General features: G+C 57.4%; 12 protein-coding genes. 6 read left to right on the top strand and 6 right to left on the bottom strand.

What is annotated here, in order from left to right:
• Positions 1 to 102 precede the first annotated feature (102 nt).
• The 4 genes from satP (at position 103) to FHN83_RS15135 (ending at position 3,926) form a co-directional block, all read left to right on the top strand.
• Entirely contained in the window at positions 103 to 672 is a 570-nt protein-coding gene (satP, locus tag FHN83_RS15150) for an acetate uptake transporter (RefSeq protein ID WP_138370397.1), read from the top strand.
• Between the two features lie 252 nt (positions 673 to 924).
• On the top strand, positions 925 to 1,998 hold the full coding sequence (locus tag FHN83_RS15145; protein ID WP_039030439.1) for a FecCD family ABC transporter permease: 1,074 nt from the start codon (positions 925 to 927) through the stop codon (positions 1,996 to 1,998).
• On the top strand, positions 1,995 to 2,771 hold the full coding sequence (locus tag FHN83_RS15140) for an ABC transporter ATP-binding protein (RefSeq protein WP_139564293.1): 777 nt from the start codon (positions 1,995 to 1,997) through the stop codon (positions 2,769 to 2,771). Before FHN83_RS15145 ends, FHN83_RS15140 begins: the two co-directional genes overlap by 4 nt.
• Positions 2,772 to 2,789: 18 nt before the next feature.
• A complete protein-coding gene (locus FHN83_RS15135; RefSeq protein WP_139564291.1) occupies positions 2,790 to 3,926 on the top strand; it encodes an ABC transporter substrate-binding protein in 1,137 nt (378 codons plus the stop codon).
• A 29-nt stretch (positions 3,927 to 3,955) separates the two neighbouring features.
• Here the strand turns inward: FHN83_RS15135 and FHN83_RS15130 are convergent, their stop codons facing one another.
• The 3 genes from FHN83_RS15130 to tal all read right to left on the bottom strand — a co-directional run bounded on the left by FHN83_RS15130 (position 3,956) and on the right by tal (position 7,021).
• The gene (locus FHN83_RS15130) at positions 3,956 to 5,245 is read right to left on the bottom strand and encodes an MFS transporter (RefSeq protein ID WP_139564289.1); all 1,290 of its coding nucleotides are present in this window, start codon (positions 5,243 to 5,245) and stop codon (positions 3,956 to 3,958) included.
• Positions 5,246 to 5,368: 123 nt separating this feature from the next.
• Positions 5,369 to 5,956, bottom strand: coding sequence for a molybdopterin adenylyltransferase (mog, locus tag FHN83_RS15125; RefSeq protein WP_139564288.1), 588 nt, complete (start codon positions 5,954 to 5,956; stop codon positions 5,369 to 5,371).
• A 111-nt stretch (positions 5,957 to 6,067) separates the two neighbouring features.
• On the bottom strand, positions 6,068 to 7,021 hold the full coding sequence (gene tal, locus FHN83_RS15120) for a transaldolase (protein ID WP_039030444.1): 954 nt from the start codon (positions 7,019 to 7,021) through the stop codon (positions 6,068 to 6,070).
• A gap of 261 nt (positions 7,022 to 7,282) precedes the next feature.
• Here tal and FHN83_RS15115 point away from each other — a divergent pair, with 261 nt between their 5' ends.
• Positions 7,283 to 8,713, top strand: coding sequence for an alanine/glycine:cation symporter family protein (locus FHN83_RS15115; protein ID WP_139564286.1), 1,431 nt, complete (start codon positions 7,283 to 7,285; stop codon positions 8,711 to 8,713).
• Positions 8,714 to 8,779: 66 nt separating this feature from the next.
• Positions 8,780 to 9,553: a peroxide stress protein YaaA gene (yaaA, locus tag FHN83_RS15110; RefSeq protein ID WP_139564284.1), complete on the top strand. Its 774-nt coding sequence runs from the start codon at positions 8,780 to 8,782 to the stop codon at positions 9,551 to 9,553.
• Between the two features lie 30 nt (positions 9,554 to 9,583).
• Here the strand turns inward: yaaA and FHN83_RS15105 are convergent, their stop codons facing one another.
• From FHN83_RS15105 to thrB, 3 genes are all read right to left on the bottom strand, one after another.
• Positions 9,584 to 9,871 carry a DUF2502 domain-containing protein gene (locus FHN83_RS15105; protein ID WP_139564283.1) on the bottom strand — a complete coding sequence of 96 codons (288 nt, stop codon included), beginning with the start codon at positions 9,869 to 9,871 and terminating at the stop codon, positions 9,584 to 9,586.
• A gap of 293 nt (positions 9,872 to 10,164) precedes the next feature.
• Positions 10,165 to 11,451, bottom strand: a complete 1,287-nt coding sequence (thrC, locus tag FHN83_RS15100; protein WP_139564281.1) for a threonine synthase — start codon at positions 11,449 to 11,451, stop codon at positions 10,165 to 10,167.
• A gap of 3 nt (positions 11,452 to 11,454) precedes the next feature.
• The gene (thrB, locus tag FHN83_RS15095; protein WP_039030449.1) at positions 11,455 to 12,384 is read right to left on the bottom strand and encodes a homoserine kinase; all 930 of its coding nucleotides are present in this window, start codon (positions 12,382 to 12,384) and stop codon (positions 11,455 to 11,457) included.

Here is a 12,384-nt window from a genome sequence, read left to right as displayed (position 1 = left end):
AGACGGCATCGATAGCGCCCATTATGATGCCGCGCCCCGCCAGGGAGAATTGGCGTGGGATTCACCATTTCACCATATTAATGATGATTTTTTTGAGGACTTATGGGCAACACTAAGTTGGCTAATCCGGCTCCGCTGGGCCTGATGGGTTTTGGCATGACCACCATCCTGCTGAACCTGCATAACATCGGGTTCTTCCCGATGGACGGCATTATCCTGGCGATGGGCATTTTTTATGGCGGTATCGCACAGATCTTCGCGGGCCTGCTGGAATATAAGAAAGGCAACACCTTTGGTTTAACCGCGTTCACCTCTTACGGTTCATTCTGGCTGACCCTGGTCGCCATTCTGCTGATGCCGAAAATGGGTCTGACCGACGCCGCTAACCCGCAGTTCCTGGGCGTTTATCTGGGCCTGTGGGGTGTCTTCACGCTGTTCATGTTCTTCGGCACGCTGGTGGGTAACCGCGCGCTGCAGTTCGTGTTCCTGAGCCTGACCGTGCTGTTCGCCCTGCTGTGCGTGGGTCACCTGGTGAGCAACGGCGAAGCCATTATTCACGTGGCGGGCTGGATTGGCCTGGTCTGCGGCGCCAGCGCCATTTACCTGGCAATGGGTGAAGTCCTGAACGAGCAGTTCGGTCGTACCGTACTGCCGATTGGTGAAAAACACTGATCCCTTTCGTGCCCGCCATGCGGGCACGAACTCCCCTCTGCGGTTGTGCTTTCCCCTTTTTAAATCTGACTGTTTTTTAGCCGCATCAGAAACGATACGTAAACAGAACGGCAATAATCACCTCATTTAATTGATAAGCATTATCATTGCGAATAGTGTGACCCGCGCATCCCGGATAATGGATATCAGGCAGCCACTAAAATGGAACCAGCAGGGGATAAATGATTCTTTTGTGTTGCATAGGGTTATCTGATGAATTCCAGCCTTGCCGCCCGCGAGCAAACTGGCGAAGCCATTATCGCGTCGCATTACCGTAAAGTCCTTGTCAGGCGTTTTACCCTGGCAGGCGTGCTGCTCTTCTTTATACTTTGCTCCCTGATCCTCGATTTCACGCTCGGTCCTTCGGGCATCTCCGTTTCTACGCTCTGGCACACCTTAGTCGATGCCGCTTCAGTCGATGCCGGTACGCGCGTCATTGTCTGGGAGCTGCGGCTGCCGTTTGCGCTGATGGCGGTCGCCGTCGGTATGGCGCTGGGGCTTGCCGGAGCCGAGATGCAAACCATCCTTAACAACCCGCTCGCCAGCCCGTTCACGCTTGGGGTGTCGTCTGCCGCCTCCTTCGGCGCTGCCCTGGCGATTGTGCTCGGGCTGGGCATTCCCGGTATTGCCGATAAGTGGTTTATTCCGGCAAACGCCTTTGTCTTTGCCCTGCTGGCCTGCTTTATTCTGGATGGCATCAGCCGCTGGACCCGCGTGGCGACGTCCGGCGTGGTGCTGTTCGGCATCGCGCTGGTCTTTACCTTCAACGCCCTGATTTCCATTTTGCAGTTCGTTGCCAGTGAAGACACCCTGCAGGGGCTGGTCTTCTGGACAATGGGCAGCCTGGCAAGGGCCTCATGGGATAAGCTGGCTATTCTGGCCGTGGCGCTGCTGATTATCGTGCCGCTGTCGCTGAAAAACGCCTGGAAGCTAACGGCGCTGCGTCTGGGAGAAGATCGCGCCGTCAGCTTCGGGATTAACGTCAAAAAGCTGCGCCTGGCGACGCTGCTACGCATCAGCATTATTTCGGCGCTGACCGTCGCCTTTGTCGGGCCGGTAGGCTTTATTGGCCTGGTGGCGCCGCATATCTCGCGCATGATGTTTGGCGAGGATCACCGTTTTTATCTGCCCGGCAGCATGCTGATTGGCGCTCTGGTGCTTTCGCTGGCCTCCGTGTTTTCCAAGAACATCGTTCCCGGCGTCATCATTCCTGTTGGCATTGTCACCTCGCTGGTGGGGGTGCCGTTCTTCCTGAGCATCATTATTCGTAACCGGGGGAACGTATGACCGACGGCCTTCGCGTCCGGGAGCTGCACACCGGCTATCGCAAGAAAAAAGTCATCAGCGGGCTAACCACCCCACGACTTCCTCGCGGACAGATCACCGCCCTGCTGGGGCCGAACGGCTCGGGTAAATCGACCCTGCTGCGCGCGCTGGCAGACCTGAATCCCGCTCAGGGCGAGTTACTGCTTAACGGCGAGGATCTGATGACCCTGCCCCCGGCAAAGCGGGCGCAGAAGGTGGTTTATCTCCCGCAATCCCTGCCTCAGGGCGTGCATTTGCATGCGCTGGAATCGGTGATCGTCGCCCGTCGTGCCAGCGGCAGCGTGAATACGCAAAACGTTGAGCAGGAGGCGTACGCCATTCTTGAAAAGCTGGGCGTCGCCCATCTGGCAATGAGTTTTCTGGATCAACTTTCCGGCGGGCAAAAGCAGCTGATTGGCCTCGCGCAGTCTCTGATCCGCCAGCCCGACCTGCTGTTGCTGGACGAGCCCCTGAGCGCCCTCGATCTTAACTACCAGTTCCAAGTGATGGACATCGTCGCCCGCGAAACGCGGCTGCGCAACATCGTCACCGTCGTGGTGATCCACGACATCAACATTGCCCTGCGCCATGCGGACTATGCCCTGATGCTGAAAGCCGGCGAGCTGATCGCCAGCGGCCTGCCGGGAGAGGTGGTCACGCCCGTCAATCTGGCTGCGGTGTATGGCGTGGACGGCCGGGTTGAATACTGCTCCCGCGGACTGCCCCATGTGGTGGTCGACGGGTTAACACCATAAGAAAAAGACGGGGAAAACATGACGCTAAAAAAACTCATCGCCGCCGCCGGGGGGCTGGCACTGTTCATTACGCCGCTCATCGCCCAGGCGCAAAGTTGGCCGGTAACGGTCAAGGATATGGATAACCGCACGGTCACGGTGGAGCACGAACCGCAGCGCATCATTTTGCAGGACGGACGCGACATCTTCGCCCTGGCGCTGCTGGAGCGCGATAACCCGTTCGCGAAAGTGGTGGCGTGGAACAATCTGCCGAAAAAGCAGGATACCGAAACCTGGAATGTGCTGAAGGGCAAGTGGCCGGAAGCGGAGAAGATCCTCGACATGAAGTTTTCCGACCAGGGAAATGTCGATCTCGAAACGGTGATCTCCCGCCAGCCGGACCTGATGATCGCCCAGCTGCGCGCTAAGCCCTCGCTGGTGCAGTCCGGCGTGCTCACGAAGCTCGAAGCCCTGCACATTCCGGTCATCTTCGTTGACTACGAGCTGCACCCGGTAGAGAACACCCTGCCGAGCATTGCCCTGCTGGGTAAGGTGTTGGGCCAGACCGACCGCGCCCAGGCCTACATCGATTTCTATCAGCAGCGTCTGGATAAAATCCACCAGCGTCTGGCAACCGCCAGCAAAAAACCGCTGGTCTTTATCGAACCTATTGCCGGCGTCGGCGGGCTGGATAATGGCTGCTGCTTTACCCATGCGCGTAACGGCTGGGGCGGACTGGTAGAAGCCGCGGGCGGGAGCAATATCGGGTCACAGTTGCTGCCCGGCGCGACCGGGAATATCTCGGTGGAGAAGATTATCTCCCTCAATCCGGATTACTACCTGATGACCGGCTCAAAACGTCCGGGCAAGGGCATGGCCATAATCCCGTTTGGCTATAACGTTCCGACAGGCGAAGTAACGACGGCGTTCAACGCGCTGGTTGGGCGTCAGGGAGTGGCCAGCATTCCGGCGGTAGCTCAGGGCCATACCGGGGCGCTCTATCACCACTTCTATAACAACCCATACAACATCGTCGCCATCGAGACGCTGAGCAAAATCTTCTATCCAACGCTGTTTAAGGATGTGGATCCGCAGGCGGATTACCACGCCATCATCACTGATTTCACCCACATCCCGGATGACAACATCATCCTGAGCTACACCCCTTCGCACTAATAAAAATGCCGGGCAGAGCCCGGCATTTTTTATCCCGCGAGGACCGGTACTTCCACCGGTTTCTGACGCAGCCAGATCCCCAGCGCCAGCCCCATGAGCGACAGCGCCAGCACGTACCACGCGGGCGCCATCGGCGACACGCCCATCAACAGGGTGACGGCAACCGGCGTCAGCCCGCCGAAGATGGCGTATGAAACGTTATAGGAGAATGAAATACCGGTGAAGCGCACTTCCGGCGGGAAGGCGCGAACCATCACGTAAGGCACCGCACCCACCACGCCCACGCAAAGCCCCACCGTACCGTAGAGCAGGAACAGCTGTTCGGGATGGCTGCCCGCCAGATGGTAAAACGCCCAGCTCGACCCGGCCAGCAGCAGGCTGCCGATGATAAAGGTCAGGCTGGAGCCGATACGATCCACCGCCAGACCGGCAATCAGGCAGCCAAAGCACAGCATGATGGTGGCGATACTGTTGGCCTGCAGCGTCACCGCCGGGGCAAAGCCGTACTGTTTTTGCAGCCAGACCGGCGACATCAGGATCACCACCACGATGCCCGCCGACAGCAGCCAGGTCAGCAGCATCGATACCACCACCGCCTTTCTGTGCCGCACCACTACCGCTTTAACCGGCAGCTCCTGCGCCAGCGCCTTGCGCTGCTGCATCTCAAGAAATACAGGCGTCTCCTGTAGCCAGCGACGCAGATACATGGCCACCAGACCAAAGGCCCCGCCCAGCAGGAACGGAATACGCCAGCCCCAGTCGTGCACCGCCTGCTGGGTCATGCTGGTATTGACCAGCGTCGCCACCACCGAGCCGAGCAGAATGCCTACGGTCAGCCCTGCGGTCAGCGTGCCGCAGGCAATGCCGATCCGCCGGGCCGGAACATGTTCCGCCACAAACACCCACGCGCCCGGCACTTCACCGCCAATCGCCGCTCCCTGCAGGATGCGCATCAGCAGCAGCAGTACCGGCGCGAGAATGCCCATCGAGGCATAGGTCGGCAGCAGGCCAATCGCCAGAGTCGGTACCGCCATCAGCAGGATGCTGAGGGTGAACATCTTTTTGCGCCCCACCAGATCGCCAAAGTGGGCCATCACGATGCCGCCAAGCGGGCGCGCCAGATAACCGGCGGCGAAAATGCCAAAGGTCTGAACCTGACGCAGCCATTCGGGGATGTCTGCCGGGAAGAACAGCTCCCCGACGACAGCGGCGAAAAAGACGAAGATGATGAAGTCATAAAACTCCAGCGCGCCGCCGAGAGCGGCAAGCGTGAGGGTTTTATAATCCTGACGATTGAGAGGCCGGGTGTAGTGTGACATAGCGAACCATTATGGGCTGAATTGTTGAGTTATATTTACAGCAATCGTAAAGAAAAAATTACTATACCGTAAATCAATTAGCAGGATACCGTCGTTACAGCTTATGTCACATTATTGTTAATTTCAGGAGATTATTTCACGCCTTGCGCTTTTCGGGCGAAAAGCTGCTACCACCTGCGGATCGGTTTCGACGTAAGGCCCTTCCAGAAGCTGTACACAATACGGTACGCTGGCAAAAATCCCCGCCACCACCACCTTGCCGTCAGCCTCTTTTACGCCTTCCAGCGTCTCTTTGATCGACTTCGGCTGGCCCGGTAAGTTGAGGATCAGCGCCTGCTTGCGGATCACCCCGACCTGGCGTGACAGGATTGCCGTTGGCACAAAGTGTAGACTGATCTGGCGCATCTGTTCGCCAAAGCCCGGCATTTCACGGTCGGCAACGGCAAGGGTTGCGTCCGGCGTCACATCCCGGCGCGCGGGCCCTGTTCCGCCCGTGGTCAGCACCAGATGACAGCTCATTTCATCAACCAGTTCACACAGGGTTTGCTCGATGACGGCCTGCTCATCCGGGATCAGACGCGTTTGCACTTCAAACGGCGTAGTCAGAGCAGAAGCCAGCCAGGCTTCCAGCGCAGGAATGCCTTTATCTTCATAAACACCGCTGGAGGCGCGGTCAGAGACAGAAACTAAGCCAATGCGTAAGGTATTCATATTCATTCCATTCAAACAATACAGATTGAGGAGAATGATACACGCAGGAAAGAGATTGAGACAGGATACGAGAGAGGTAGCGTGACCGGGAGCCCGGTCACGCCAGAATGATTACAGCAGTTCGCCGATCATTTTTTCCAGTTTTTCCTGGTCGATTGCAAACTTACGGATACCGTCCGCCAGTTTGTCTACCGCCATTGGATCCTGGTTGTGCTGCCACAGGAACTCGGATTCAGTGATGCGCTCTGGACGGGCTTTCACTTCGCCGCTGAAGCTCAGCTTACGCTCGATTGCGCCTTCGCTTTCAGCCAGCTCTTTCAGCAGCGCAGGTGCGATGGTCAGGCGGTCACAGCCAGCCAGTTCCAGGATCTCGCCCACGTTACGGAAGCTTGCGCCCATCACCACGGTTTCATAGCCGTGCTGCTTGTAGTATTCGTAAATCTCGGTAACGGAAACCACGCCCGGATCTTCAGCTGCCGCGTACTCTTTCTTATCAGTATTGGATTTGTACCAGTCCAGAATACGGCCCACGAATGGAGAGATCAGGAACACGCCCGCTTCTGCACATGCGCGCGCCTGCGCGAAGGAGAACAGCAGGGTCAGGTTACAGTTGATGCCTTCTTTTTCCAGCTGTTCTGCAGCGCGGATGCCCTGCCAGGTGGAAGCCAGTTTGATCAGGATACGGTCGTTGCTGATGCCAGCATCGTTGTACAGTTTGATCAGGCGTTTGGCTTTAGCGATGGACGCTTCGGTGTCGTAGGACAGACGCGCATCCACTTCGGTAGAGATACGGCCCGGAACCAGCTTCAGGATCTCCAGACCAATGTTAACGGCCAGTTTGTCGGTCGCATCAACAACCTGCTGATCGCGGGAATCGCTCTGGCTTTTCGCCCAGGCAACAGCCTCATCAATCAGTTTGCGGTATTCAGGGATCTGTGCAGCGTTAAGGATCAGAGAAGGGTTCGTTGTGGCATCCTGCGGCTGGTACAACTTCATTGCCGCGATATCTCCGGTGTCAGCGACAACAGTCGTGAACTGACGAAGGGAGGTTAATTTATCCGTCATGATAGTGTTTCTCTTTAACTTGCCCTGGATAATTCGCGTTACCAGCAGGATGCCAGAAACGGAAAAATGACAGGTTTACTTGTTAGGGGGATGTAACCGGTCTGCCCTGATGATAACACGACGGAATGTCAGCGCAACCGCAGACAATGCGCTGAAGAATACTGTGATAAACTCCTCAAATTAATTGGCTGCTAATTAACTGTTTGCCCAATCATTCGAAACGATTACCTATTCACTTTGGCATCAACAAGAGGGACGTTAATGCCTGATTATCTGTCGTTTATTAATGAAGTCCTGTGGGGTTCGATGATGATTTACCTGCTTTTTGCAGCAGGTATCTGGTTCACCGTTCGCAGCGGCTTTATTCAGTTTCGCTCTATTCCCCAACTGCGAAAGAATCTGAAAAATAGCCTGAGCCCCCAGCCGGGAGGTTTAACCTCGTTCCAGGCGCTCTGCACCAGCCTGGCGGCCCGGGTCGGCAGCGGGAATTTAGCCGGGGTCGCGCTGGCGATCTCCGCCGGTGGTCCAGGGGCAATATTCTGGATGTGGATGACCGCCATTATCGGCATGGCGACCTCCTTCGCGGAGTGCTCGTTAGCGCAGCTGTATAAAGAAGCGGATAAACAGGGGCAGTTTCGCGGCGGCCCGGCCTGGTATATGGCCCGGGGCCTCGGCATGCGCTGGATGGGCGTGCTGTTTTCGATCTTTTTGCTCGTCGCCTACGGTCTCATTTTCAACACCGTTCAGGCCCACTCTGTCGCCCACGCGCTGCGCTTTGCCTTCGATTGCCCTGAGATCCTGACCGGCGGCACGCTGGCCGCGCTCACCCTGGTGGTGGTCGTCACCGGTATTAAAGGCGTCGCCAGGCTGATGCAGTGGATGGTGCCGGTGATGGCGCTGCTGTGGGTGATGGCCAGCCTGCTTATCTGTGCCTGGCATGCCGAACAGTTACCGGCGGTTTTCAACCTGATCTTTAAAAGCGCCTTTGGCTGGCGCGAAGCGGCTGCCGGAGCGCTGGGCTACACCCTGAGTCAGGCCCTGACGGCAGGTTTTCAGCGCGGCATGTTTTCCAACGAAGCGGGTATGGGCTCAACCCCCAATGCCGCCGCAGCTGCCGCGTCCTGGCCCCCTCACCCGGCCTCCCAGGGGATCGTGCAGATGATCGGCGTATTCGTCGATACCATCATCATCTGTACCGCCAGCGCCATGATTGTGCTGCTGGCAGGCCCGGTGGATCTCCCGGCAGATACCGCAGGCATACAGATAATACAGCAGGCGCTGATAAATCTGACCGGAGGCTGGGGCGCCGGATTCGTGGGATTCATCATCATCCTGTTCGCCTTCAGCTCAATTGTGGTGAATTACATTTATGCCGAAAACAACCTGCTCTTTTTGCACCCTGATGCCCGGCGCTCGCGCTGGCTGTTGCGGGGCGGCATTGCGGTGATGGTGCTGCTCGGATCGCTGCTGAGCCTGCCGACGGTCTGGCAGCTGGCGGATATCATCATGGCGCTGATGGCGATCACTAACCTGACGGCCATCCTGCTGCTCTCCCCGGTGGTGACCCTGATCGCCCGGGACTATCTGCGCCAGCGCAAGCTCGGGGTTCAGCCGGTTTTCGACGTCTCGCGTTATCCCGAAATTGAAGAGCAGCTTGCTCCCGGCGCCTGGGATGATTTGCCGCGTCGATAACAGCCATCGATCACTCGAGGCGGTTTTTTTGATAAAGTCGCACCACTTCCCCTGCAAGGACTGGATATGCTGATTCTGATTTCACCTGCTAAAACGCTCGACTACCAGAGCCCACTTGCCACCGGGCGCTATACCCAGCCGGAACTGCTGGATCATTCGCAACAGCTGATCCGCGAAGCGCGTAAGCTTTCGGCCCCGCAAATTGCGACCCTGATGAGCATCAGTGACAAGCTGGCGGATCTCAATGCCACCCGTTTTCACGACTGGCAGCCGGATTTCACGCCGTCGAATGCGCGTCAGGCGATTCTGGCCTTCAAAGGCGACGTCTACACTGGCCTGCAGGCAGAAACCTTTAGCGAAGCGGATTTTGATTTCGCCCAGCAGCATTTGCGTATGCTCTCCGCCCTGTACGGCGTGCTGCGCCCGCTGGATCTGATGCAGCCTTACCGTCTGGAGATGGGGATCCGCCTGGAAAATGCGAAAGGGAAAGATCTCTATCAGTTCTGGGGCGAGACCATCACCAACAAGCTGAACGATGCCCTGGAAGTCCAGGGTGACAACATTGTCATCAATCTGGCGTCGGATGAGTATTTCAAAGCCGTCAAACCGAAGAAGCTGAATGCAGAGATTATTAAGCCGGTCTTCCTCGACGAGAAAAACGGCAAGTTTAAAGTCATCAGCTTCTATGCCAAGAAGGCGCGTGGACTGATGAGCCGCTACATCATTGAAAATCGCCTGACGAAGCCAGAGCAACTGACCGCCTTTAACAGCGAAGGTTATTTCTTTGATGAAGAAGCTTCAGGAAAAGGCGAGTTGGTCTTTAAGCGTCACGAGCAGTAATGCGAAACCCCGCCACCTGGCGGGGTTTTGTTAATGATGCTTCCAGCCCGGTCCCGGACGGTGATCGTCATGACGATCGTTGTGGCGATTATCATGATGTTCATCATGCGGGTGCCAGCGGTTGTCCCGCCACTCATAATGTGACTTCCACCAGTCATGGTCGCGCCAGCGGCCGCCATCCCAGTAGTGTCCCTGTTTATCCCGATCGCCAATCTGTAATTTGACCGCCGGAACCAGGGTGATTTCAGAGGCCTGAACCGCCATCGGAGCCACCAGCATCAGAGAAAGCGCGATAAGCACAGGTTTCAGTTTAGACATAGGTTACTCCTTATTAATCCTGCCCGTTGTGGGCCGATGTAAGGAGATTACGTGAGGGGCATGGAGGATGTTATTCTCTGCAATCCTATTCTGTAAGTGACCGCATTTATTGGGAATTTCTACTTTTTCCCTGCTATTTTTCTCCTTAATTTCTTCATAAAAAAGCCGGGTGGCGCAGAGGCGTACCCGGCTGGATTGTGCGGCCTGATGCCCGGCGGCGCGGTGCTTGCCGGGCCTACAACTCGAGCTCGTGTAGGCCGGGTAAGGCGAAGCCGCCACCCGGCAAAAAGCGCTTACCCGCGGGTCATCATCAACTTACGCAGCGCAGCAAAATCGGCCGGCAGGTTGTGCGACAGCAGCGGCAGATCGGCGCGCTCGGCCAGCTCTTTCGGCAGCGGCAGAGATTCACCGAGGATCTCGTCCACGCTCTCTTTGAACTTCGCCGGATGCGCCGTGCCGAGGAACAGGCCGTACTCGCCCGGGTTCAGCTGATCGCGCAGGGCACGATAGGCTACCGCAGCGTGCGGTTCAGAGGTATAACCCACCTGCTTCAGCTCACGCATGGTCTCTTTGGTGGTTTCGTCGGTCACCGCCGCGTAGCCCAGTTCGTTCAGACGCCAGATTTTACGGCGGAACAGCTCTTCCACACGCGGCCAGTTGTTAGGCTGGGATACATCCATCGCGTTAGACAGGGTGGCCTGCGTAACGTTTGGCGTCCACTTGCCCTCTTTCAGGAAGCGCGGAACGGTGTCGTTGGCGTTGGTGGCGGCGATAAAGCGTTTCACCGGCAGGCCCAGAGATTTCGCCAGCAGGCCTGCGGTCAGGTCGCCAAAGTTGCCGCTCGGCACCGAGATCACCAGCTGGTTACGCGCTTCCTGCGGCAACTGGGCCACCGCTTCGAAGTAGTAGCAGATCTGCGCCAGCAGGCGGCTGATATTGATGGAGTTCGCGGAGTTCAGACCCAGCGCCACCTTCAGCTCTTCATCATCGAAGGCCTGCTTAACCAGCGCCTGACAGGCATCGAAATCGCCGTCGATGGCGACGGTTTCAATGTTGCCGCCGAGAGTACAGAACAGTTTTTCCTGCAGCGGGCTGATTTTCCCCTGCGGATAGAGGATCACCACGCGGACGTTTTTCAGGCCGTAGAAGGCATGCGCAACCGCCGCACCGGTATCGCCGGAGGTGGCCGTCAGGATGGTCACCGGCTTATCGCCGCTGATGTGGGTCAGCATCTGCGCCATAAAGCGGCCGCCGAAATCTTTAAAGGCCAGCGTCGGGCCGTGGAACAGCTCAAGACAGCCAACGTCCGGCTCCACCTGGCTTACCGGTGCCGGGAAGGCAAAGGCCGCGCGGACGCGCTCTTCCAGCAGTTCCTGCGGGATCTCGTCGCCGATAAAGGCAGAGAGAATTTTGGTGCTGCGGGTGACGAAATCCTGCTTCAGCATGTCGTCGATTTCGGTCAGACCGAATTCCGGCAGGTCGTGCGGGAAGAACAGCCCCTGGTTTTTGCCCAGCCCCTGCGTTACGGCCTGTGCAAAGCTTACCTGCTCGTTATGATCTTTAAGATTGTAGAGTTTCATCGTTTATCCCAGTACTCGTGCGCCCGCCGTATCCAGACGGCAAATATGAACAAAGCCTTCCTGATTTTGCAGGTAGTTTTTCTCCAGCCAACCCGCAACCCGCTCAGCCGTATCCGGCTTGTCGCAGAGCGCAAACAGGGTTGGCCCGGAACCGGAAATACCGCAGGCCAGCGCGCCGATATCCAGCGCGGCGCTGCGGGCTTCATTGAAGCCAGGCAGCAGTTTGGTGCGGTACGGCTCAGCAATAACATCTTTCATCAGTTTTGCCGCCAGAAGCGGCTGACGGGTATAGCAGGCATGAATAAAGCCCGCCAGATGACGACCGTGCGCGATGCAGTCCTGACGGCGATACTGCGCCGGCAGAATGGCGCGCGCTTCCGCGGTCGACACTTTAATGCCCGGATACGCCAGTACCCACAGCCACTCGTCAAAGCCTGGCACCTGCTGGCTGATGATGCCGTTCTCTTCAATCATCAGCTGCATACCGCCCAGGAAACAAGGGGCGACGTTATCATAATGAATGCTGCCGGAGATGCGCCCTTCCAGCTCGCCCATCAGGGCCAGCAGACGGGTGTTATTCAGCGGTTTGCCGCAATGTTCGTTCATCGCCACCAGCCCGGCGACCACCGAACAGGCGCTCGAACCCAGCCCGGAGCCAATCGGCATGCTTTTTTCCAGCGTCATGGCGACCGGCACGTTTTTACCGATCTCCTGACAAAAACGCTCCCAGCACTGATAGACAATATTCTCGCGCGGGTCGGTCGGCAGCTTGCTGGCGAAACGCCCGACGTTGTTCAGACTGAAGCTCTCCGCGGCCTCTACCGTAACCGTATCACCCAGCAATGCGCCATTCACCGGCGTCACCGCCGCGCCCAGCACATCAAACCCGACGCTCATATTGGCGCTGGAAGCCGGGGCATAAACTTTGACCAT

Origin of the sequence: Leclercia adecarboxylata (assembly GCF_006171285.1) — a bacterium.
GTDB lineage: Bacteria > Pseudomonadota > Gammaproteobacteria > Enterobacterales > Enterobacteriaceae > Enterobacter > Enterobacter barmai.
This window is presented reverse-complemented; position numbering and strand designations above follow the sequence as displayed.